The organism is Treponema sp. R8-4-B8 (assembly GCF_054786175.1).
Map to the genome: position 1 here is coordinate 60,617 of NZ_BDHE01000488.1, position 21,422 is coordinate 82,038.

The 21,422-nt window shown below is 44.8% G+C and carries 24 protein-coding genes; 3 read left to right on the forward strand and 21 right to left on the reverse strand.

Going from position 1 to position 21,422, the window contains the following annotated elements:
- The 20 genes from fliF to ACYVRA_RS15000 form a co-directional block, all read right to left on the reverse strand.
- The gene (fliF, locus tag ACYVRA_RS14905) at positions 1-1,707 is read right to left on the reverse strand and encodes a flagellar basal-body MS-ring/collar protein FliF (RefSeq protein ID WP_461253520.1); all 1,707 of its coding nucleotides are present in this window, start codon (positions 1,705-1,707) and stop codon (positions 1-3) included.
- Between the two features lie 21 nt (positions 1,708-1,728).
- Positions 1,729-2,124 (reverse strand): flagellar hook-basal body complex protein FliE, encoded by a 396-nt coding sequence (locus ACYVRA_RS14910; RefSeq protein ID WP_461253521.1) that lies wholly within the window; start codon positions 2,122-2,124, stop codon positions 1,729-1,731.
- A 21-nt stretch (positions 2,125-2,145) separates the two neighbouring features.
- The gene (gene flgC, locus ACYVRA_RS14915; protein WP_461253522.1) at positions 2,146-2,607 is read right to left on the reverse strand and encodes a flagellar basal body rod protein FlgC; all 462 of its coding nucleotides are present in this window, start codon (positions 2,605-2,607) and stop codon (positions 2,146-2,148) included.
- Between the two features lie 11 nt (positions 2,608-2,618).
- Positions 2,619-3,032, reverse strand: coding sequence for a flagellar basal body rod protein FlgB (gene flgB / locus ACYVRA_RS14920; protein ID WP_461253523.1), 414 nt, complete (start codon positions 3,030-3,032; stop codon positions 2,619-2,621).
- 59 nt (positions 3,033-3,091) lie between these two features.
- Positions 3,092-4,642: an ATP-dependent protease ATPase subunit HslU gene (hslU, locus tag ACYVRA_RS14925; protein ID WP_461253524.1), complete on the reverse strand. Its 1,551-nt coding sequence runs from the start codon at positions 4,640-4,642 to the stop codon at positions 3,092-3,094.
- Positions 4,639-5,178, reverse strand: coding sequence for an ATP-dependent protease subunit HslV (hslV, locus tag ACYVRA_RS14930; protein WP_461253525.1), 540 nt, complete (start codon positions 5,176-5,178; stop codon positions 4,639-4,641). The genes hslU and hslV overlap by 4 nt, the downstream gene beginning before the upstream one ends.
- 1 nt (position 5,179) lies before the next feature.
- Positions 5,180-6,112, reverse strand: coding sequence for a tyrosine-type recombinase/integrase (locus tag ACYVRA_RS14935; RefSeq protein ID WP_461253526.1), 933 nt, complete (start codon positions 6,110-6,112; stop codon positions 5,180-5,182).
- 2 nt (positions 6,113-6,114) lie between these two features.
- Positions 6,115-8,262, reverse strand: a complete 2,148-nt coding sequence (gene topA, locus ACYVRA_RS14940; protein ID WP_461253527.1) for a type I DNA topoisomerase — start codon at positions 8,260-8,262, stop codon at positions 6,115-6,117.
- A 9-nt stretch (positions 8,263-8,271) separates the two neighbouring features.
- Positions 8,272-9,246 carry a DNA-processing protein DprA gene (gene dprA / locus ACYVRA_RS14945; protein WP_461253528.1) on the reverse strand — a complete coding sequence of 325 codons (975 nt, stop codon included), beginning with the start codon at positions 9,244-9,246 and terminating at the stop codon, positions 8,272-8,274.
- Positions 9,239-9,988 (reverse strand): tetratricopeptide repeat protein, encoded by a 750-nt coding sequence (locus ACYVRA_RS14950; protein WP_461253529.1) that lies wholly within the window; start codon positions 9,986-9,988, stop codon positions 9,239-9,241. The genes dprA and ACYVRA_RS14950 overlap by 8 nt, the downstream gene beginning before the upstream one ends.
- A gap of 6 nt (positions 9,989-9,994) precedes the next feature.
- Positions 9,995-10,900, reverse strand: coding sequence for a tyrosine recombinase (locus tag ACYVRA_RS14955; protein WP_461253530.1), 906 nt, complete (start codon positions 10,898-10,900; stop codon positions 9,995-9,997).
- Position 10,901: 1 nt separating this feature from the next.
- Positions 10,902-12,182, reverse strand: coding sequence for a cell division protein FtsZ (ftsZ, locus tag ACYVRA_RS14960; RefSeq protein WP_461253531.1), 1,281 nt, complete (start codon positions 12,180-12,182; stop codon positions 10,902-10,904).
- Positions 12,183-12,245: 63 nt separating this feature from the next.
- Positions 12,246-13,511, reverse strand: a complete 1,266-nt coding sequence (gene ftsA, locus ACYVRA_RS14965; RefSeq protein WP_461253532.1) for a cell division protein FtsA — start codon at positions 13,509-13,511, stop codon at positions 12,246-12,248.
- Complete coding sequence (locus tag ACYVRA_RS14970) at positions 13,511-14,326, reverse strand: cell division protein FtsQ/DivIB (protein ID WP_461253533.1); 816 nt, start codon at positions 14,324-14,326, stop codon at positions 13,511-13,513. Before ACYVRA_RS14970 ends, ftsA begins: the two co-directional genes overlap by 1 nt.
- Entirely contained in the window at positions 14,316-15,479 is a 1,164-nt protein-coding gene (gene ftsW, locus ACYVRA_RS14975) for a putative lipid II flippase FtsW (protein ID WP_461253534.1), read from the reverse strand. Before ftsW ends, ACYVRA_RS14970 begins: the two co-directional genes overlap by 11 nt.
- A 13-nt stretch (positions 15,480-15,492) precedes the next feature.
- Positions 15,493-16,572, reverse strand: a complete 1,080-nt coding sequence (mraY, locus tag ACYVRA_RS14980; protein ID WP_461253535.1) for a phospho-N-acetylmuramoyl-pentapeptide-transferase — start codon at positions 16,570-16,572, stop codon at positions 15,493-15,495.
- Complete coding sequence (locus tag ACYVRA_RS14985; protein ID WP_461253536.1) at positions 16,562-17,959, reverse strand: UDP-N-acetylmuramoyl-tripeptide--D-alanyl-D-alanine ligase; 1,398 nt, start codon at positions 17,957-17,959, stop codon at positions 16,562-16,564. Before ACYVRA_RS14985 ends, mraY begins: the two co-directional genes overlap by 11 nt.
- Positions 17,949-18,245, reverse strand: a complete 297-nt coding sequence (locus ACYVRA_RS14990) for an FtsB/FtsL family cell division protein (RefSeq protein WP_461253537.1) — start codon at positions 18,243-18,245, stop codon at positions 17,949-17,951. The genes ACYVRA_RS14985 and ACYVRA_RS14990 overlap by 11 nt, the downstream gene beginning before the upstream one ends.
- Positions 18,235-19,191 carry a 16S rRNA (cytosine(1402)-N(4))-methyltransferase RsmH gene (rsmH, locus tag ACYVRA_RS14995; protein WP_461253538.1) on the reverse strand — a complete coding sequence of 319 codons (957 nt, stop codon included), beginning with the start codon at positions 19,189-19,191 and terminating at the stop codon, positions 18,235-18,237. Before rsmH ends, ACYVRA_RS14990 begins: the two co-directional genes overlap by 11 nt.
- Positions 19,188-19,670, reverse strand: coding sequence for a division/cell wall cluster transcriptional repressor MraZ (locus ACYVRA_RS15000; RefSeq protein ID WP_461253539.1), 483 nt, complete (start codon positions 19,668-19,670; stop codon positions 19,188-19,190). The genes rsmH and ACYVRA_RS15000 overlap by 4 nt, the downstream gene beginning before the upstream one ends.
- A gap of 296 nt (positions 19,671-19,966) precedes the next feature.
- Between ACYVRA_RS15000 and ACYVRA_RS15005 the strand changes: the two genes are divergently transcribed.
- The 3 genes from ACYVRA_RS15005 to ACYVRA_RS15015 all read left to right on the forward strand — a co-directional run bounded on the left by ACYVRA_RS15005 (position 19,967) and on the right by ACYVRA_RS15015 (position 21,233).
- Complete coding sequence (locus ACYVRA_RS15005) at positions 19,967-20,233, forward strand: hypothetical protein (RefSeq protein WP_461253540.1); 267 nt, start codon at positions 19,967-19,969, stop codon at positions 20,231-20,233.
- Positions 20,234-20,320: 87 nt separating this feature from the next.
- Positions 20,321-20,575, forward strand: a complete 255-nt coding sequence (locus ACYVRA_RS15010; RefSeq protein WP_461253541.1) for a hypothetical protein — start codon at positions 20,321-20,323, stop codon at positions 20,573-20,575.
- Positions 20,547-21,233 carry a hypothetical protein gene (locus ACYVRA_RS15015; RefSeq protein ID WP_461253542.1) on the forward strand — a complete coding sequence of 229 codons (687 nt, stop codon included), beginning with the start codon at positions 20,547-20,549 and terminating at the stop codon, positions 21,231-21,233. The genes ACYVRA_RS15010 and ACYVRA_RS15015 overlap by 29 nt, the downstream gene beginning before the upstream one ends.
- Here ACYVRA_RS15015 and ACYVRA_RS15020 read toward each other — a convergent pair.
- Positions 21,184-21,417, reverse strand: coding sequence for a hypothetical protein (locus ACYVRA_RS15020; RefSeq protein WP_461253543.1), 234 nt, complete (start codon positions 21,415-21,417; stop codon positions 21,184-21,186). The two genes, ACYVRA_RS15015 and ACYVRA_RS15020, sit on opposite strands and share 50 nt — an antisense overlap.
- Between the last annotated feature and the right edge of the window lie 5 nt (positions 21,418-21,422).

Here is a 21,422-nt window from a genome sequence, read left to right on the forward strand (position 1 = left end):
TTATTCCTCCAATATCCAAGTTCTTATAAGCTGGGCGGCGTCTTCCGGATGCTCTTTTGCCAAATTGATGGCGCTTTCCATCAACTGCATCCTTGTCCGTTCTTCCGTAGAAATTGAGACATCCTCTCCTTCGTGTTCCGCCTCGGCCATCGCGCTTTCCCGCAACATCTGTTCGCGGCGCGCCCGCTCTTCTTCGGCAAGCCTCTTGCGCCTCTCCATCTCGCGGGAGATCGTCCTAAATAGCATAAATCCAAATAACATTAATGTCAAACCCGCGATAAAAACAATTATTGTAAGCTGCATTTGTTTTTTCCTGAAATACGCCGCGTCCTCTTCCGCGAATTCCTTACTGCGATCCACGGGAAGATTAGTAACGGTAACGGAATCCCCTCTTGCCGAATTATAACCGATAGCGTCGCATATATATTTTCTTACCTTTTCCACATCTTCAGGGGGAATGGGAGTGTATTCCCTTTCAATGGTTCCATCCGCCGTGATTATCGGGTTTCTTTTGGAGTCATATTTCCTTTTCCATACCCCGTCTATGTTTACGGAAACTGAAACGCGATCAATTTGAGGGCTTTTTTCTCCCTGAACATTAAGTTCGCCCCATTCATAATTTTTTGACTCTGTATTTTGTTCCATCTCCCCATAAAGATTGCTCATGTCCTTTAAAGCGGGAGGGGCCTGCCCTTCCACTCCGGGAGGACCTTCCGGGTTAAATCCCGTTCCTTTCCATTTTGTAGTAGCTGATGTTTCCCCGGCGATAATTTCTATTGTTCTTTGCGAATCGTCATACGAAAGGCCGGGAGTCTGCGGTTTAATTATGGTGGGAAGAATATCTTTTCTTGTATATGATTCCTGGCTGTAATTTTTTTCAAATTTAATGTTAAGATCTCTTACGCGATCCTCAGAAAATATTTTTTGAATCGCCGTAAGCACGCGTTCCCTGTACCATTTTTCCTGCGCCACAAGGTCTTTTTGCTGACGCTCATTAAGGGCTTGCTTGTCAAAATCCTTTAATCCGTCAAAATCGTTAAGCTGATTGCCGTGATTATCGGTAATTGTGATATTATCATCATTCAGCCCTTCAATAGCGTTTATTAAAAGTTTTTGCATGCCTTTAATTTTTTTTATGTTTTGGGTAATGTCGCTTCCGGGCGACGGAATGATGGTTACGGCGGCGCTTACAGGATTTTGCTCAGAGGCAAAAATTGCTTTTTTGGGCCACACAATAGCCAACTTTACATTTTCAACACCTTCAAACGCCTTGAGATGTTCAATGATTTTTATTTCCTGAGCCCGTTGAAATCTTACATTACGCTCAAAGTCAGTAGTAGTCCAACGTTCCTGATCAAAAATCTCCCAAGGGTTAATTTTTGAGGGAAGCAAATCCTCAGTCACAAGAATTGCCCTCATGCGCTGCGCCGTTGCGTCATCCGCAACCCGCACAACATTGTCAGGAGTAACCGTAACTTTAACATTTTCCTGCTCGATGCGGCTTACTATCCTGTTCAGCAAATTTTCATCAGTGATCGGCCTGCTGATAACAGCCGATAAAACCGGCGTGGCTGAAACCCGAAACAGCGTTGCCACCGTGCCGATGATGACAACTGCTATTACCGCGATTATGATCTTTTGCCGTAAAGACCATCCTGCCCATAAAGACGCAACCTTAGTAAATAATTTTTTGAAAAACTCGTTCATTTCCCCCCCCAAATATAATTATTATCTTGTATTTATCAAATCTCTCCAACTCTGGATCAATCTGCTTAAAATATTTCGCGTAATGTCAAGCGCCATGCCCGCTTCGGCCTGAGCTATTGTAATATCGTGAATATCAACCGAATCCGGATTGATAATCGCTTCTTTTTGCAAACTGCTTGCGTTTAACTGCGCCCCCGACACTTTATCAAGCGCCTGAAGCAGAGCGTCTTCAAAAACTCCCGCCCTTGTAACGCTCCCCGCGCCTAGCGTATCCCTAAGATTCAAAGCTTTATGTCCGTTTCCAAAATACGGGCTGTCAGGCGGCAGCATGTGCCCTTCACGGGTATGCTTCATTGTTATCGAATAATCCTTCGCTGCTGACGCGCTTACATACGACTGGCTGTCAAAAATCTTCATAATTCCCTCCCTTTAAAAAAACTATTTCGCGCCTATTTCCAAGGCTTTTAAAAACATAGATTTTGATCCGTCAATAATCGCGGCATTCGCTTCATAAGATCGCGAAGCTGAAATCATATCCGTCATTTCCGTAACAACGTCCACGTTGGGCATTTCAACATAACCTTCGCGCGGTCCTGAAAGAATCGCGTCAGGATGAGTCGGATCATAAACATAACGCGGCTCAGTCGAGCGATCCTGCTGGACTTCCGCGACGCGCACTCCCCTGCCCAATCCATTATCCATGGTATCGGGAAGGAACGGTGAACGCCAGTAGGGGCCTTCCGTCATTGGCCGCATAATTACGCGGCTGCGCCTGAAAGGGCCGCCCTCTGCCGTTCTTGTCGTATTGATATTCGCCATATTGTTAGCGATTACGTCAAGCCTCACTCTGTTCGCGGTTAAGCCCGTCGCCGCAATGTTTATCGAATTGAAAATTCCCATTTAATCCTTCCTTATCCTCTTAATGCCCTGCCTATCTGGCTGTATTCAAACGCCGCGGACTGCGCTAAAAGCGTATAACTCATCTGGTTATGCGTCGCGAGCATGAATTCCTTTTCCGGGTCAACATTGTTCCCGTTGTTGTTGTACGTGCTAGTGTAGTCTAACACGCGCCTAATTTGCACATCACGGTAGTCCCTTTCCTTATAATTAGGAAAATGGCCTGGGCGCGTCATTTTAATTTCCAGCGCCGGGCGCCGTCCTTCCGAATCAAGCGCCCGTTTTAGCTCGCTCTCAAAATTAACGTCCGTGCGCTTAAAATTGGGAACATTGGCATTAGCCAAATTGTTGGCAATGACCTGTCTGCGGACGACGCTTGCGTCCATAGCGCGGTGCAATAAATCGACTGTTTTAGCGAATGTGTTCATAAAACATTCCTCCCAATTCAAATTTCGGCAAAATTTACCCCTTCCTTTACCTGCCTTACCTACAGAATGTACCTGCCAAGATCCTGATCTTTGACGATATCCGCCAATTTTTGGTTGACATAATCTACAGTTATGTCAATTTTAGCCGGAGCTATATCGGACGCTTCAAAGGAGACCTCCTCCAGAAGAGTCTCCATTATCGTATGAAGCCGCCTTGCCCCAATATTTTCCATTTTTGAGTTCACCTCCGCGGCAAGAGCCGCAAGATGTTCGATAGCCTCCGGCGTAAATACCAGACCGACATTTTCCGTCGCAAGCAATTCTGTGTACTGCTTGATAAGGGCGTTTTTAGGCTCGGTTAAAATACGCAAAAAATCGTCCTTGCCTAGGGAATCTAATTCCACGCGAAGGGGGAACCTTCCCTGCAATTCGGGGATCAAGTCCGATGGCTTGCTTACATTGAAAGCGCCCGCCGCGATAAAGAGAATATGATCAGTATTGACCGGCCCCCACTTTGTATTAACCGTCGCCCCTTCAACGATGGGAAGAATGTCGCGCTGCACGCCTTCGCGCGAAACATCGGGGCCGCCTCCCCTGTCGCCTTTAACCGCAATTTTATCAATTTCGTCTATAAAGATAATGCCTGTTTCTTCCACCCGCTGACGCGCCTCGTCGCTTACCCTGTCGCGGTCTACAAGTTTCTCGGCTTCTTCCGCTCTTAATATTTCCATCGCGCGGGGAACAGTCACTACTTTTTTCTTTTGTACGCCGCCCAACATTCCCGCGATTCCTGAAAGACTCGCTTCAATATCTTCCATGCTGCCGCCCATCATTTCAAAAGCGGGGATAGTCGGGCTTTGCCCAACCGTCAACTCGACAGTTCTGTCATTAAGCAAGCCTTCGCGAAGCATGAGCCTTAATTTTTCTCTTGTGGCTTTGAACCTGTCATTTTCGCCGTCTTTTACTTCTTCCGCGGACTCTTCCTGACCTTCCGCGTTTTTCTGCACATTCGCGTTATTTTCATCTTCCTGCGTTTCCTGATTTTTCTTAAAAGCGGGAAACCCCAACTGCAATGTTGTCGCTATAATACTGCTGTTTGAATTTTCAGGGTTTATTTGAAAAGTGCCCATAGGCCTCATTATCGGGCCGGGACGCGGTTTTTTCTCTTTATGTTTTTTCTCGCTTATCGGCAGCAATAAATCCAAGAGAGCGTCTTCAGCGCGTTTTTCAGCTTCCTGTTTAACCGCTTCCTGCATTTCCTGTTTTACCATTTGAAACCCGGCTGCCATTAAATCGCGCACCATTGATTCCACATCCCTGCCCACATAACCTACCTCGGTATATTTTGTGGCTTCCACTTTAATAAACGGGGATCCCGCGAGTTTCGCGAGACGGCGCGCGATTTCCGTTTTTCCAACACCGGTCGGCCCTATCATTAAAATGTTTTTAGGGGCGATGTCTTCGCGTATCTCTGGTTCAAGTTTTAACCTTCTTACGCGGTTACGCAACGCCACAGCGACGGCTCTCTTTGCTTTTTTCTGGCCTACGATATACTTGTCCAATTCTGACACTATCTGTCTTGGAGTGTATTCTTTTTTGTCTTCCATCATCCTAATTCCTCCAATGTTATTTGCATATTTGTATAAATGCAGATGTTACCCGCTATTTTTAAACTTTTTTCAGCTATTTCCGCCGCCGTAAACCCGCTTCCTTCCATAAAAGCCAACGCCGCGGCATAAGCGTAATTTCCCCCCGAGCCAATCGCAAGCGCGTCTTCGGCGGGTTCAATCACGTCCCCTGTTCCTGAAATTAACAGTATTTTAGATATATCCGCCACCAGCAGAAGCGCTTCAAGCCGCCTTAAAGTGCGGTCCATGCGCCAGTCTTTCGCCAATTCAACCGCGGCTCTCGCGAGGTCGCCTGAATATTCTTTTAACTTTGCCTCAAAACGGTCAAAGAGCGTAAACGCGTCCGCGGTAGCGCCGGCAAAACCGCAAAGCACCTTCCCGTCCATAAGGCGGCGCACCTTACGCGCGTTATTTTTCATTACCGTGTTTCCCATTGTCACTTGGCCATCTCCCGCCATCGCGACCTTGCCGTCTTTTCTTACCGCTATTACGGTAGTACTCCTTATTTTTTCTTCCATGTTATCCTCCCGCATGCGGATGCGAAGCCGCATACACTTTTTTCATTTTTTCAAAATTAACATGCGTGTAACGCTGTGTGGTGGAAATGCTTGAGTGTCCCAACATTTCCTGAACCACGCGCACGTCGCATCCCGAATTTACCAGATGAGTCGCGAAACTGTGGCGAAGCGCGTGCGGATGAATGTTTTTTCCGATGCCGGAATGCAGGGCATAACGCGAAATAATCCAACGCACTCCCGGAATGGAAATGGGCTGGCCTTTCCTGCTTATAAACAAAGCGCTTTTTTTCCCGTCAATCCCCGCCGTTTTTAAAAGTTCCGCCCTTTGCGGAAGATATTCCTGTATCGCCGCAACCGCCTCGTCGCTGAAAAACACATAACGCTGTTTTCCCCCCTTCCCTGTAATTTTCGCCTCGTCAAGATCGGCGGATATATTCGCCATGGAAAGCGACACCGCTTCCGATATTCGCAAACCGCCCGAATACATCGCCATAATAAGCGCCTTATCCCTTTCCGGCCAGAGAATACCCGTAGCCTCGGGAAGCGCGGCAAAATCAGCCATTTCATCTTCCCATAGGACATCCGGCAGCCTTACCGGAGTTTTAATGTTACGCAATGAAGAGCAGGGGTTATCTAGTCTTTTATCAAAACGCGTCATCCAGCGGTAAAAACCGCGAATTGTAGAAAGACAGCGGTTCACGCTTGTCGCCGCCATTTTTTCAGCCGTCAATTCAGCGATAAAACTCTGCACCTCATAAGCGGACGCTTCTTCGGGCGCAATCCCATGATTAGCGCAGTAATTCGCATAACGCAGAAGATCGTTTCCGTAAGCTTCCACCGTCCTCGCTGAACATCCCTTTACGGATTCCATGTAGGATAAGAATTCCGTGACAATTTTAGAATCAATATTCATCACTTTTTTTTCTTCTTTCATTATTACTCCTCATCATCCGCGCTGTGCAAATAATCGCAATCTGGATTTATACACGCCTTATGCGCCCCGTTTTTCTTGTCATATTTTTCCACCATGAAAAATCCGCATTTCGGGCATTTTTGATTTATCGGCTTAAAGTGGCTTATAAAATCACATTGGGGATAATTTGTACAGCCGTAAAATTCCTTGCCCCTGCCCTTGGTTTTTCTCGCGACTATATCGCCGTCACATTTGGGGCATTTCGCGAGCGGGATTGATTTTGTATTCCGGCACTCAGGAAAACCCGAACACGCGAGGAAAAACCCATAACGCCCTAGTTTTTTTAACATCGGTTTCCCGCACTTTTCACATAAAAAGTCAGTTTGCTCATCTAAAGTGCCTTTGTACGATTCTATTGTTTTACTCACGTCGTCTACGGTCGTTTTAAACGGCTGCCAAAATTCCCTGATCATGTCTGGCCAGCTAATCTTGTTTTCTTCAACTTCATCAAGTTTGGTTTCCATTGACGCGGTAAAATCAACATCAATATAGTGAGGGAAATATTCAACTAACACTTCATTTATCAGTTTGCCTAACACTGTCGGCACAAGCTGTTTATTTGAGCGCGTAACATAGTAGCGGTCCAATAAAACGGAAATAATTGACGCGTATGTGGAAGGCCGGCCTATGCCCTTTTCTTCCAGAATACGCACGATTGACGCGTCGGAATAACGGGCGGGGCCCTGGGTAAAATGCTGTTCTGTTTTAAATTTTTCCGCTTTTACTTTATCGCCAGTCTTTAACGCCGGGCAAGAACCGCCGCTTTCCTCTTTTGAAGAAAGCAGTTTAATCGCCTTATAAAACCCTTTCTCAAGAAGCTTGGTTCCGCTGACTCGGAAAAGCCCCTCATCCTTGTCTGCCGTAACCTTTATGTCAACGCTGACAGTTCTGCTTTTCGCGTTGTTCATTTGGCTTGAAACAAAACGTTCCCAGATAATCGTATAAAGGCGGATTTGGTCTTTTGTAAGGTATTCCTTTATTGATTCAGGAGTATATTCCGTGTATGTGGGCCTTATTGCTTCATGAGCGTCCTGCGCGTTTTTGCCGACCGCATATTCAACAGGTTTCTCAGGCATATCGCCTGGAAAATTTTTCACAAGCCAATTTCTAACGTCGTCAATGGCGGTATTTGAAATACGGACGCTGTCGGTACGCATATAAGTAATAAGACCGACGCGGGAGGCGCCGATGCCCACGCCTTCGTAAAGCTGCTGAGCCACCTGCATTGTCTTGCGTGAGGTGAAACCCAGGCGGTTAGCCGCAGTCTGCTGTAATTGCGAAGTTGTAAACGGAGCTTTCGGCCTGATTGTTTTATCAGTCTCACGGACATCAGAAACTAAGAAATCGCTGTTTTGAATTTTTTCTATGATTGATTTGACTTCTGCCTCGCTTTTAAGATCCGGTTTGACGTTATTCCATAAAACAAGCTGGGAAGCGTATGTTGATTTGCCCGATTTAAAATCCGCTTCAAGAGTCCAGTATTCTTCAGGAATGAAACTGTCAACTTCTTTTTCCCTTTCGCAGATAAGGCGTAACGCTACTGATTGAACTCTTCCGGCAGAAAGGCCGTTCTTTACTTTTTTCCAAAGAAGCGGCGAAAGGTTATAGCCTACAAGCCTGTCAAGAACGCGCCGCGCTTTTTGGGCGGCCACTTTATCTTCATCAATGCCGCGCGGATTTAAAACCGCGTCATTAACGGCCTGCGGGGTTATTTCGTTAAAACTGATCCTTTCAATGGGAACTTTTTCCGTTTTTGCGGTAATAGCGTTACGCAAATGCCACGCTATCGCTTCCCCTTCGCGGTCATTATCGCAGGCAAGCAGCACCTTGCCGGATTTTTTCGCATCCGTTTGCAATTCTTTTAAAATTTTCGCCCTTCCGCGGACTGTGATATATTCAGGCTCAAAATTATGATCCACGTCTATCGCTGTTCTTGATTTGGGCAGATCAATAAGATGGCCCATCGACGCTTTTACATTGTAGGAATGACCTAAGTACTTTTCGATAGTTTTCACTTTTCCAGGAGATTCCACGATCACCAGAATTTGTTTTTCCGGTTTTGATGATTTCTTTTTTACCGGACTCTTTTTTACAGTTTTTTCAGCCGTCATACCACATCCTTAAATTTCAATTTTTAAAAAATTAGCCATTGAATGGATAATTTCATTTTTGTCCGCGCCTGATTTCTCAGCCGTATCAACGTCAAATTCTTCAGCCGCCATATTCCATTTATAAAGCACTTCCCTCGCCGAATTAATAATTTCCGCACCGTCCTGCGCGAGTTTAATCGTTCCTCTTTTGTCAAATTTCCCGTCTTCCCGCACTCCGCAGGAAGCTACCCAAAGGTCTTTTCCCTGCTCAAGCGCGAACGCCGCGGTAATTAACGCCCCCGATTTTTTAGGCGCCTCCACAATCAGCACTCCCCGCGACATGGCGGCGATAATCCTGTTCCTCGCTGGAAACGTCCATTTGCTAGGACGCGTTCCCGGCGGATACTCGGAAATTATCGCGCCGCCCGAGTCCAATATCCGTTTCGCCAACGGCCTGTTCACGGAAGGATATACATGGTCTATTCCTGACCCCAGTACCGCATAACCGGGGGCGTTACCGATAAGATTTCCCCTATGGGACATTGCGTCAATTCCCAAAGCAAGGCCTGATATTACCGATATTCCCGCCCTGCCTATGTTACCCGCGATTTTATACGCCTGTTCCGCAGCCTGCGGACTTGGATTTCTTGTGCCGACCATTCCTAACAGCGATTTTTCTGGATTGGGAAGATTTCCCATATAAAAAATAACAGCCGGCGGATCATAAGATTCCCTTAAAAGCGGCGGATAATCCTGCTCATTCCATGATACCCATTTAATAGAGCGCATTCTGCAAGTTGTGTCAATACTTCCCGCTTTTTCATGGATTTCCGTAATATCCCAAAATTCGCGCAATTCGCGATTTAGAATTTCTTCCATGCTTCTTTTAGTCTGTACAAATAATTTTTCTTCGTCTTCAAAGGCCTGCAATAATAAAATTCTTTCCGTTATTTTAATATCCGGTAAAAGAGAAATAATTAAATCCAGCAAACCGCGTTTATTCATATATCAACCCCTGAACTATGTCTTTGTTATTTTGCGCCTCTTCTTTGATCTTTTTATCCTTAGTGCGGCTGATTATTTTGTCGTATAATTCAACCGCCCCTGAATAATTTTCCGTAGTATAATACGCCCTCGCCATGACAAACATGGCTGAGATATCAGAGGCGTTTATTTTCAGATAACGTTCCAGATACGGAATCGCGTCCTGCGGCCTGTCAAGTTCAAAAATATACAGTACCGCGATGCCGTACATTGGCTTTACGTATGTAATGTCAAGTTCCATCGCCCGTAAATACGAATTCTCGGAAAGTTTAAACAATCTGTCTTTTTCTTTTTGATCTCCCGTTGAAAATCCGACAAGCGATTTTGCGGCTGACGCGGCTGAAACGCCCGTTAAATAATAAATAGTCGGGTCTTCGGTATTATAATAAATCGCCCTTTCAAACGCGTTAAGCGCGTCGTTGTGCATATTTTTGTCAGCGAGCCTTATCGCCAGTATTTTCCAGTAAACTCCGGTTTGAGCGCCTTCCCTTACGTTCCTTTCGATCTGATCTTCATATAACGCGATTGCCTTTCTTAAACCGTCAATGGTTTCAGGCGGACCGCCTTTCGGACTTAATTCCGCGATGCGTTTGACCAATTCCCTATGGGTTTTTGTGTTTACGCGCTGATATACAAAATAAAACACCGTACCTATCACGGCAACAACAAGGAAAGCCTTTAAAATTTCTTTTAGTCTTTTCATATAATCTCACCCTTCCGTCTTATATAATTTTGGAAGATAACGACGGTGATTTTCCCGTAAGATTGCCGTATCCACATGAGTATAAATTTGAGTTGTGCCAAGATCGGCATGCCCTAAAAGTTCTTGTACTGTCCTTAAATCCGCGCCACCCGCCAATAGCGAAGTCGCAAAACTGTGCCGTAATGTGTGAATATGCGACGACACTCCGGCGATGCAGGCGGATTTCGCGTAATTTTTCCAAATGCCCTTTCTGGAGAGACGGCTTCCGTTTCTTCCGATAAAAAGGGCATGGGTCTTGTTTATTTTACCCGCCAGTTTAGGCCTTGCGTATTGCAGATATTGTTTTAATTGATACGCGGCTTCTTTTCCAAAAAGCACAATACGCTCTTTATTGCCTTTTCCCCTTACCTTTGCGATTCCTGTGTCGATATCAACATCTTTTATGTTAAGTCCCACGGCTTCAGAAACGCGCAGTCCCGCCGAATAAATTAATTCAAAAAGGCATCTGTCGCGGCAGCCTTGCGGTTTTGACGTGTCTATAACATTTAAAAGATCTTCTATCGTTTTCCTGTCCATTACTTCGGGAATATTTAGTTTTCGTTTGGGGCTTTCAAGAACATCCGCCGGATTACTTTCCACCAGTCCTTCATCCGCGGCAAATCTGTAAAAAGACCTGAGCGCGGAAATCGCCTTTGCGACGGAACGGGGCTTTATTTTATCAGCATTACCGCGCATAACAAGATACTCTGTAAGAAATGCCGCGTCTGTTTCAGAAAGTGAAATTTTTCTTGATTCAAGAAATTCAAGAAAACACTTTATCTCCAGACGGTAACATTCTTTTGTAAGTAATGCGAGGCGTTCTATCGCAACAAGACGAGAACAGTATCTGGCAAGAAGTTCTGAATTTTTCAAACTAATATTTCTCCGTTTTTTCCAAAACCTGTTTTTCATCCGTCCTGTAATTATGTTTTCTTATAATGGACGGAATATCCAGATCATCCTGATATTCGCGCTGTGGCAGGTATGAAAGACATTCCGGTCTTTTTGTCCTTTCAACCATTCCTTCAAATTCATTGTAATCAATAAAATCCAAATTCTGAACTTTGACCGGATCGCTTTTTTTTGCGTCCATTCGCTTGTTTCCGCTAAAACCTGTCGCGATGATAGTTATCTGAATAGCGTTTTCCAGTTCAGGATCAATTCGAAGGCCGTGAATAATGTTCACTTCCTGATCGCATTGTTCTTTTACCGTTTGAATGCAATTATGTATTTCAACAAGCGTTATGTCCTCAGGGCCTACAATATTAATAAGAACACCCGTCGCCCCGTCTATGCTGGTATCTTCAAGAAGCGGGTTGTCTATCGCGTTTTTAACCGCGTCCTGCGCCCTGTTTTCCCCTGTGCCAAAACCAATGCCCATTAGCGCGTCGCCTTTGCCCTTCATTACGGTTTCAACGTCCGCGAAATCCGTATTCTGGAATCCGGTTTCCGTAATAAGTTCCGATATTCCCTGCACTCCACGGCACAGTATTTCATCCGCTATCATGTAGGCTTTGTTATATGTCGTCTTGCTGTCAACAACTTTAAACAAATGCTGATTCGGGATAACTATTAAAGTGTCAACTTCATCGCGCAGTTTCGCGATCCCTTCTTCGGCGAGCCTCATTTTATAACGGCCTTCAAATTCAAAAGGCGTTGTTACTACGGCCACCGTAAGCGCGCCCAATTGTCTTGCGATTTTAGCGACAATCGGAGCCGCTCCCGTCCCTGTTCCGCCGCCCATTCCCGCGGTGATAAAAACCATATCAGCGCCCCTTAACGCTTCGGCAATCGCCACCTGATCTTCTATCGCGGCTTTTTCCCCTTTTTCAGGGTTTCCTCCAGCGCCGCGCCCGCCTGTTATTTCAGCGCCGATTTGCACCTTAACCTTCGCCCTGCTCTTTTTATACAGATCTTGAATATCCGTATTAGCGGCGATAAACTCCACTCCGGCTATTTCCGCGTCAATCATGCGGTTTAACGCGTTTCCGCCTCCGCCGCCCAGAGATATTACCTTGATAACAGCCGGAACATCGTTACGCGCTTTTATTATCTCCCTGTTTTCATTGGCTGAAACAACCTTTAGAGAAACAGACGCCTCCTGCGGTTTAAATTGTAGTACCTGTGGTTTCTCACATACTGCAAAAACATTCATCTTTTTAACCCCTCCCGTTAAAATTTTTTTATCTGACTTTAAAACAACGTTTATATTTTCAGATTATGCGAACTCCTCTCTTAGCCATGATATTAACTTGCCAATAAGAGCTTCGTTCTTTTTTTCACCGTGCCGTTCCCCTCTCTCGCCCGAGTCAACGCCCGCCCTGCGGTTTCCCTCAAGCGCGAGCCCTATGACTGTGGCATAAGAGGGCGTCCGGTATTCTTCCACCAATCCCGCCAAATCCTGCGACGGTATGGGACTTCCAAGCCGCGCCGGCAGTTTTAATATGCTGTTCGCAAGATCAACAACACCTGACAATTGCGCCCCGCCGCCTGTTAATACGACGCCTCCTCCAAGCGGACGCGGTAGATTTAGCGAGTCAAGATGTTGTTTAATCAATTTAAATATTTCTTCCATTCTAGGTTTAATAATCGCAAGTATCTGCGACCGTGGAATCGTTATCGGGGGCCTTCCACCCACTCCCGGCACAATTACGGTTTCATCGTCATCTAACATTTCATCCCAGCAGCAACCCGCGTCAATTTTAATCTTTTCCGAGTTATCAACTGAAATATTTTTAATAATTGATATGTCGCTTGTGACTTGAGTGCCGCCCGCCGGTATCGTATAAGTTGAATACGGGGCGCCTTCCACGTAAACGAGCATGTCCGTAGTTCCCCCGCCAAGATCAACTAACGCTACGCCAAGATCAATTTCTTCCTGCGTAAGAACGGCGCGCCCTGATGCAAGAGTCTGTAAAATCAATTCATTCACGCGAAAACCCGCGCGGTTGACGCACTTAATTAAATTCTGCCCCCCTGTCACTGAGCATGTAATTATATGCACTTCAGACTCCAACCGCACTCCAAGCATATCCATCGGGTTTCTTATCCCTTTTTGATCGTCCACTTTAAAATTCTGCGGTATTACTTCCAAAATTTGCCTGTCAGTCGGTATCACGACGGCTTTCGCGGCTTCAATTACGCGGTCAATATCTTCCTGCCCAATTTCTCTTTCCCTTGTATCGCGTTTTTTTCCCGTTACTCCGACAACGCCTCTGGAATTTATCCCGTTTATATGATTGCCTCCTATTCCCGTCCAGCAATCTGTCACTTCAAGCCCGCTCATCATCTCCGCGTCTTCAATCGCCGCTTCTATGGCGTGAACGGTAGCCTCGATATTTACCACCACTCCCTTTCTTAAACCTGTGGAAGGCCGTAGACCTGAGCCAATTATTTTAAGGCGTCCGTCCGCGTCACGTTCGCAAACAATGACGCGCACGTATGTTGATCCAATGTCCAACGACGCAATTATTCCATTATTCATCAGGATAACTCCTCAATTTTATAAGAACCTATGCCGGATCTAAAATCAATTTCCCTCGGACGTTTATCGTCCGTTTTAAACACATTTAACATAAGCAGCATGTATCTTAACGTATCTTCCGTTAAATTATTTTCCACTCTTACCCTTATGCCGCCGTGAACTGGGAAAAGCACAAGGTCATATCCGTCCCATGCTTTTCTTTCAATCCGTATCTCGGAAATCGCGGATAACAATTCAGGCGATGATACGGATATTTTGCCAAGATTTTCCACTAACGGAACAAGCGCCGAAGGAAGACGCATATTAAGCTGGGCGTTTTCAATTCCGGAAATAACGGGAATATTGGCATTTTCCCGCAAATCGCCGCTTTCAATTTTGTAAAACACCCCATTTCTGTCAATGTAAATCATTACCTGTTTTGAGTTTACAGTCGCCAATGTAACGGCGGCGGCCTGGCGCGGATTTAAAAAGATAGACAATTTGTCCGGGAAACGCTTTATTACAACAGCCGATTCAACAAGGATATTGGAAGAAAGTTTTTCTTTTACAAGATTAACGTTAGTTGAAAAATATGATGAACTGTCGTCAATGCCGGCAAGAGAAAGAATTTGAGCCCTTGACAGTCCTGAAAATCCGTGTACCTCAACAGAAGAGAAAGGAATAAACGGGCTTACGCCAAAAAGCCAGATTAATTCCGCCGCTAAAATAATGACGGCTATAATCAGCAGCCTTTTAAGCCCCTTCTCAATTTTTTCATTGGATTTCTTTTTTACGATAACCGTATCAGAAGTTTCATAAAAATAATCAGTACTCATTTTCATCCTCCGATACTCCGTAAATTGATTTTACTTTTTCGCCATCGCTTTTATTCCTAGCGACATTGGCTATAAGGCCCGCGCAAATCATCGTCGTAATAAGCGATGAGCCGCCTGCGGAAAAAAATGGAAGCGGAATTCCGGTGGCGGGAACGGCCCCGGAAACAACGGCCGTATTAAGCATTGCCTGAGATACAATTAATGTCGTTAATCCAGCGGCTAACAGTTTTCCAAATAAAGTCTTGCTGTCCAAGGCGGCTTTATATCCTAACCACGCGAAAACGGCAAACAAGGCAAAAAACAGCAGAACGCCGATAAATCCCGTTTCTTCGACATACGCGCTAAAAACAAAATCAGAGTGAATTTCAGGAATGCTCGCCAACTTGCGCGTGCCTTCCCCGAAGCCTCTCCCCCATAAACCGCTGGAAACAATAGCGTCTTTGCTCGCGTTCACCTGAAACCCCGCGCCAAGCGGATCCCACTGCGGCCTTAAAAAACTGACCAGCCGCCTGACTCTGTATTCTTTGGTAAAAACTAATAGCGCGGAAACCGGAATAATCATTGTAATCGCCGCAATGAAATAACGGAAACGGATGCCGGCAAGGAAAAATATTATTAATGCGTTTATGACGATAAAAATCGCGGTAGAGAAATTATTTTGCCTGTAAATAAGACCGAAGAAAATCCCCGTAACTAAAACCGGCGGCAGAACGCCAGAATAAAAATTGTCAAGGTTATCAGATTTTTTATCAAGCAGATGGGCAAGATACAACGGAAGCGCGAACTTCACCATCTCTGACGGTTGATAGCTGAATATTCCAACTTCTATCCAGCGTGACGCGCCATAGCGTTCAACGCCTATGCCGGGGATAAATGTTAATACGCATAAAGAAGCGGCGAGGATTACAAGAGGTAATATGAATTTTCTAAGCACGTTAAGATTAATCAGCGAAGAAAAAATGAAAAGGACAATTCCCGCCGCGCCGTAAATCAACTGCCTATTAATAAAATAATTTCCTTCCCCGAAAAATCGCGCCGCGAAAGAGTACGATGCGGAATATAGCGTTACAAGCCCCGTGCCTAATAACAGTATTACGCATAAACAAAAGAGGTGTGCCGTATTTTGATTTTGCGCTCTTTCCGCGTCAAACATATTCATCCTTCTCCTATTGAATTTTTAAAGTTGACAGGGCTATAATGGCGCATAACCCCCCCAGTATCCAAAAGCGGATAACGGTCTTGTTTTCCGACCAGCCAAGCATTTCATAGTGATGGTGAAGCGGGGCCATGCGGAAAATTCTTTTCTTCCTCAATTTAAAAGACGCCACTTGAAGAATCACGGAAAAAATCTCAATAATGAACACTCCTCCGATAACAAGCAATAATATTTCTTTTTTTGTTATTAACGAAATTACGGCAATAACGCCGCCTAACGACAGGCTTCCAACGTCTCCCATAAAACAGTCGGCGGGGTGGGCGTTAAACCAAAGGAACCCCACGCAGGCGCCCGTTGCCGCAAGACAAAATACTGTTAGTTCCCCCGCTTCGGGAATATAGGGTATTCCAAGATACGTTGAATAGTCAACGCGTCCTGTGATATATGTGAGGATTGACAGCGTAAGAAAAACTAATATAAGCAAACCCGCCAAAAGGCCGTCCAAACCGTCGGAGAAATTTACAGCGTTTGATTCGCCCACGACAAGCAATACCGCAAATGGAATCCAAAGCCAGCCCATGTCCCAAACAGGTTCCTTAAAGAAGGGAATGTAAAGCGCCGTTATGTTTTCGCCGCCCGTAAAATAAATTATTAATACAATGGCAATCGCTATTATAAACTGTCCGGCAAGTTTTACCCGCGCCGCAAGCCCCTGTGAATTATGTCGCGTAACTTTTAAATAGTCGTCGGCAAAACCTACGGCGCCAAACGCCAGGAACGCTCCCATCGTTATCCAGATGGCCTTATTATGCAAATTGCCCCAGAAAAGCATCGCTATTACGACGGAAAGAATAATAAACGTCCCCCCCATAGTCGGAGTTCCCGATTTGGCAAGATGGGTCTGAGGTCCGTCTTCGCGGATGGACTGCCTTATTTTTAATCTTCTCAAAAGCTCTATAATTTTCCCGCCGAAGATAAAACAAATCAACAAAGTGGTAAGAGCGGCAAACGCTCCTCTGAAAGTCAAATACGAGAATACGCGGAATGGAGAAAAATAACTAAATAAGAAATCCAAGAATTCAAGAAACATCGCCTACCCCCGTTAACATTTCGGTTAATCTTTCAAGAGCGCAGCCCCGCGAACCTTTAAGAAGCGCAAGGTCTCCTTTTTTCACATAACTGTCAATCGCTTTAGAAAGTTCATTTATATCGTCTGAATAAAAGAAAGATTTGCCGTTATCTTCCATGACGCGCGCGGCCGTTTTTATTTCATTTCCGAACAGAAAAACTTTTTTCGCGGACGACGCCGATAAATGAAAACCCAATTTTTCATGTTCTAAAACCGAACTGTCGCCCAACTCAAGCATGTCGGCAATCACATAAACTTTCCTTCCCGGCCATTCAAGCGAATCGCAGAATTCAACGCTCTTTGCCGCTGACTCAGGATTGGCGTTGTAACAATCGCGTACAACGGTCGCCCGCTTTCCGTTTAAAATTTCAAGCCTGCCAAAAAGCGGCTTAACCGATTCAAGCCCTTTGATAATCGCGTTATCTGAAACTGGGATTTCTTTCGCTATAGCGATGGCGGCGATAGCGTCGTCAAGACTGTGTTTCCCCGGCAGGGCAAAACGCACTTTTTCCCCAGCCCAGAAAATTTCAGTCCCTTCCAACCCCAGGCTGCGACATCCTTCAAACTCCTTAAAATTTTCCTGACCGTAAAATTTTACTTTTCCCGTAACGCCTTGCGCCATCTCATTGGCATACTCGTCATTTGCCGGAATAAGGGCTATGTCGCCGTCTTTTAAAAATTTAAAAATGCGCTTTTTTTCGTTAACTATTTTAGCTTTGCTGCCGAAATATTCGATATGCGCGGAACCTATATTTGTAATTGACGCGATGTTTGGTTTAAGAACTTCGGCTATTTCCGCTATTTCATTAGGCCTGTTCATTCCAAGCTCGAAAACTCCCACTTCATGACAGGCGCGGACTTCAAAAACGGATAACGGAAGCCCCGTCTCGGAATTAAGGTTCCCCTTGTTCATTACCGTATTTTTTTCGAATGAAATAATCGCCGCGGTAATTTCTTTTGTGGTGGTTTTTCCCGATGAGCCGGTTATCCCGACTCTTTTTAAGTTGGGAAATTTTTCAAGATAGACTCTCGCGGAATCCTGCAAGCCTTTTAAAGTATTTTCCACTACGATTAAATCTTTACCCGCTTTTTTGGCGATATTAATTAAATCGAAACTTTCCAGTTTTGAAGAATCAACAACGGCGCCCTTCGCGCCTGAATCAAACGCCGCCTGCACAAATTTATGTCCGTCGTGCGAAGCGCCGGCAAGGGCGAAGAAAATGGAGCCTTCTTTAACGGCGCGGGAGTCAATGGCTGCTGAAGAAAAACCTAAATTAGGCGAAAATGAAATATGACGCGCTCCCAATAAATTGGACAGCTCGCCGATACTCATCAAATCAGTCTCCATGCCCCTTTCCCCCCGTTATTTTTACCTGAAGAAAATACTCAGGCGGTATCTTTTGCAGTTCTAGTTCGCTTTTGGCAAGACTCTCTATTCTTTCCGGTGACGAGTACTCGCCGATTCCGGCAATAAGCCTTTTATTGCTCTCGATCCATTCGGTCTGCGTTTGTTCGAGGCGTTCCAATTCTTTTACAAGGTTTTGATAACGGTTGGACTGCCAGACTAAAATGCCGAGGCAAAGCGGTATGGTAAGAACAAGGAAATAAAGCAGCAAATACCGTTTAATCATCATCAACCTCGTCTAAAACTTTTTCCGCTACGCGAAATCTGGCGCTTCTGGAAGGAGGATTCCGCTCAATCTCGTCTTTTCCGGCCGTAATGCCTTTTTTTGTAATGATATTGATTGAGCGGTGCCCTCCACATTTACAAATCGGCGCATTCGGCGGACAAATACAGTCTTTGTTCATAGTCCGCATGAAATTTTTTACGATTCTATCTTCGATAGAATGGTAAGTCAGCACCCCGAGCCTCCCCTCCGGCTCGAGAAGCCTTAACGCCGCCTCAAGGATCGATGGAAGCCTTGAAAGCTCCCCGTTTGTCGCGACACGCAAAGCCTGAAATACTTTTGTCGCGGGATGTATAGGCCCATGCCTGTAAGAAGCCGGTACCGCTCTTTCCACTAAATGGGCAAGAGCCGAAGTTGTAGTTATTGTCGATTTTTGCCTCTCATTAACAATTAGCGAAGCGATTCTGCGCGAATAACGCTCGTCGGCGTTATTGTAAAACAGATCGGCCAATTCCCTTTCGGGAAGACGCGCCAAAAGCTCAGCCGCGGTAAGGCCAGTCGAAGTATCAAGGCGCATGTCAAGATATTCGTCTTTTTCAAAGCTAAAGCCCTTGCCGCTTTTTTTGTAATGATAAAAACTAATGCCCAAATCAAAGAAAATTCTATCCGGCCTTTTAAACTGCGAAGGATAATCAGTCAGGAGATCAAACGACCAGCCGCAATAAAAATAAACGCGGTCGGCGAAAAGCTCAAGCCTTTTTTTCGCGATCTCAAGAATGTCTTTATCAACGTCTATGGCGATCAATTTTAAATCGGGATACTTTGACATCATCGAATAACTGTGTCCGCCTTCGCCGGTATTGCAGTCGATAAAAAGTCCGTTACTCCCCTTAGGTCCGAGCAACTCGAGAACTTCATTCAGCATAACGGGCGTGTGATAATACTTTGTCATTCTTCATCCTCATCTGAAAAGAAATTAACTTTGCCAAGAAGTTTTTTATGGGTGTTCTTGTTAATGAGCCTGACCTCTTCCATGAAGTTTTTATTGTAGTCGGCGTTCCAAATCTCAAGATGTTTGTTGATGCTCACGACAAGGCAGTCCTTTGTTAAATTCGCGTAGGAACGCAGGAAGGCGGGAACGGGAATTCGCCCCGTTTTTGGGTCGATTTCCACTGAAAAAGCCGTACTTTCATGCTGATATTGAAAAGCCTCGATTTCTTCGGAACTAAGGGCTTTTTCCTCGCATTTTTTCTTAAATTTTGACAGGAGCCTCTGATAAGTGGCGGCTTGCATAACCCAGACGCACAATTCTTTGCCCTGCGTAATAACCAGTTTGCCGGTATAAAGCTCGCGCAAAGGAGCGGGAATAACAACTCTACCTTTATCATCAAGAGTAGATTCAAATGTACCAGTTTGTAGTTGAAATTCCACGATAATCCTCAGTATTCTAGGTTATGTCACTAAATGACACTTACAGTATTGATCGGAATAAAAAATAACGCAATACTATTGATAATATTTTTTTCAAAAAATGAAAAAAAAATGTTGATTTAACTATACACCTATGTAGTACATGAATAAAAACCGATAAATTCGCATATTTTAAAAGTTACGCGACATAAAACCAATTATTGTCAAAATAAAAATTATGCTTTTTATTTGACAAATTAAAAATATGTGACAAAATTGGTAATGCGGAGACGTTAAAACCGCAAGGAGTTTTTTACATGGAGCAGAAAATTATTGGGACATGGGTTGACTCGCGAGGGGAGACATGGGTCTTTAATTCTAATGGGGTATTAAAAAGAGTGGGAGAGGAGTATAAATTCGCCGTTACCGATACTAAATTGGTTTGTGTCCGTTCAGCAGAATATGGTAAATCTCATCATTTTGATAATTCTTATGACATTTCAATATCTTCTGACGGAAAAACATTAATCTTATCTTATATGGTAAACGGAGCCAATTCTTGCCTTTGGTTGACAAAAAAATAATCGCTATAAAGCTGCGCGTTTTACTATACATTTGTATAGAACAACAAAAATAATTGCGAAAAATTTGCCATTTTGATATGATAAATCATGCAAATTAACGAATTTTTCATAGTTTTTCCCGAAGGCGACATTCAGGAGATACAGGGGCGGCTGCCCTTTAATTCCCTTGTTGACATGAACGGCAATGTGCTGAGCCTGCCTTTGCCGACCAACAGGATGATTGTCTTTAAGGTTGCGGCGATAAAAACCGAAGAAAAAACAGGCGTAAGCGAGACCTATCATTTTTTAGACTTGCTTAGCGCCGAGGAATTACTTGAATACGCGAAAAACGATAGGCACTAATAATGAAAGCTCCCTTCACCGCGCGTTAAAATTTCAATACGCCGGCCCAGGCGGCAAAACCGAAGCCGAAGTAGGCGTTTTTGTCGCGGACGGCATAAGAAAAGACGGCGAATACATCGAGGTTCAAACGGGGAGCTTTGCCCCGCTTATAAAAAAAGTAAAAGAGTTCACCTCAACCGGCAAAGTGCGGATTATTCACCCTGTCGCGGTAACAAAAACGATTGAAGTCCACGCCAAAAACGGAAAATTGCTTTACCGCAGAAAAAGCCCCTTACACGGAACAGTCTGGAACATTTTTAACGCCCTCCTTCACGCTCCCACTCTGCCGCTTATCCGAGGCGTAAAAATAGAAATCGCTTTGGTTGACATTACAGAAAAGCGGGTAAAAGACGGCAAAGGCGCGTGGCGGCGGAAGGGAATCAGCATTAAAGACAAAAAATTATCCGCTTTCCACGAGAGCATTATTTTGTCAAAGCAAAAAGATTATCTGCGCTTTATCCCTTTTAAAAAAAATGAAAAATTTACAGTCTCATCCCACGCTGAAAAAGCCGGTATTAAAAGGTGGATCTCCCAAAGGGCGGTGTACGTGTTAATGAAGATGAATGTGATTAAGAGGGTTGGTAAAGAGGGGAACGCTTGGGTGTATGTGAGAGGGTAGGTAAAGATTTCAAGTTACTGGCAGTTTCAATTTTGCCTTTCTTATAATAGCCGTCGAATTGCGACTGCCTGTCCATCCAAGCTTTTTGACGTGCGTTATACTCAGCCCTTACCTTCTCGTCCGCGCTTATCTCATACAGGATGTCTACCGCTTTCCGTATTTCAGGGTTTGCCGTTGCTATCATCTCAA

Bases quoted from the DNA above. Each gene is read 5' to 3' on its own strand.
- fliF (WP_461253520.1), bottom strand. From the start codon at position 1,707: ATGAACGAGTTTTTCAAAAAATTATTTACTAAGGTTGCGTCTTTATGG.
- ACYVRA_RS15020 (WP_461253543.1), bottom strand. From the start codon at position 21,417: ATGATAGCAACGGCAAACCCTGAAATACGGAAAGCGGTAGACATCCTG.
- topA (WP_461253527.1), bottom strand. From the start codon at position 8,262: ATGACGGCTGAAAAAACTGTAAAAAAGAGTCCGGTAAAAAAGAAATCA.
- ACYVRA_RS14990 (WP_461253537.1), bottom strand. From the start codon at position 18,245: ATGATGATTAAACGGTATTTGCTGCTTTATTTCCTTGTTCTTACCATA.
- ftsA (WP_461253532.1), bottom strand. From the start codon at position 13,511: ATGAATAATGGAATAATTGCGTCGTTGGACATTGGATCAACATACGTG.
- flgC (WP_461253522.1), bottom strand. From the start codon at position 2,607: ATGGGAATTTTCAATTCGATAAACATTGCGGCGACGGGCTTAACCGCG.
- ftsZ (WP_461253531.1), bottom strand. From the start codon at position 12,182: ATGAATGTTTTTGCAGTATGTGAGAAACCACAGGTACTACAATTTAAA.
- ACYVRA_RS14950 (WP_461253529.1), bottom strand. From the start codon at position 9,988: ATGAAAAGACTAAAAGAAATTTTAAAGGCTTTCCTTGTTGTTGCCGTG.
- ACYVRA_RS14935 (WP_461253526.1), bottom strand. From the start codon at position 6,112: ATGAAAGAAGAAAAAAAAGTGATGAATATTGATTCTAAAATTGTCACG.
- ACYVRA_RS14910 (WP_461253521.1), bottom strand. From the start codon at position 2,124: ATGAAGATTTTTGACAGCCAGTCGTATGTAAGCGCGTCAGCAGCGAAG.
- ftsW (WP_461253534.1), bottom strand. From the start codon at position 15,479: ATGTTTGACGCGGAAAGAGCGCAAAATCAAAATACGGCACACCTCTTT.
- dprA (WP_461253528.1), bottom strand. From the start codon at position 9,246: ATGAATAAACGCGGTTTGCTGGATTTAATTATTTCTCTTTTACCGGAT.
- ACYVRA_RS15010 (WP_461253541.1), top strand. From the start codon at position 20,321: ATGCAAATTAACGAATTTTTCATAGTTTTTCCCGAAGGCGACATTCAG.
- hslU (WP_461253524.1), bottom strand. From the start codon at position 4,642: ATGATGGAAGACAAAAAAGAATACACTCCAAGACAGATAGTGTCAGAA.
- ACYVRA_RS14985 (WP_461253536.1), bottom strand. From the start codon at position 17,959: ATGGAGACTGATTTGATGAGTATCGGCGAGCTGTCCAATTTATTGGGA.
- ACYVRA_RS14970 (WP_461253533.1), bottom strand. From the start codon at position 14,326: ATGAGTACTGATTATTTTTATGAAACTTCTGATACGGTTATCGTAAAA.
- ACYVRA_RS15005 (WP_461253540.1), top strand. From the start codon at position 19,967: ATGGAGCAGAAAATTATTGGGACATGGGTTGACTCGCGAGGGGAGACA.
- rsmH (WP_461253538.1), bottom strand. From the start codon at position 19,191: ATGACAAAGTATTATCACACGCCCGTTATGCTGAATGAAGTTCTCGAG.
- flgB (WP_461253523.1), bottom strand. From the start codon at position 3,032: ATGAACACATTCGCTAAAACAGTCGATTTATTGCACCGCGCTATGGAC.
- mraY (WP_461253535.1), bottom strand. From the start codon at position 16,572: ATGTTTCTTGAATTCTTGGATTTCTTATTTAGTTATTTTTCTCCATTC.
- hslV (WP_461253525.1), bottom strand. From the start codon at position 5,178: ATGGAAGAAAAAATAAGGAGTACTACCGTAATAGCGGTAAGAAAAGAC.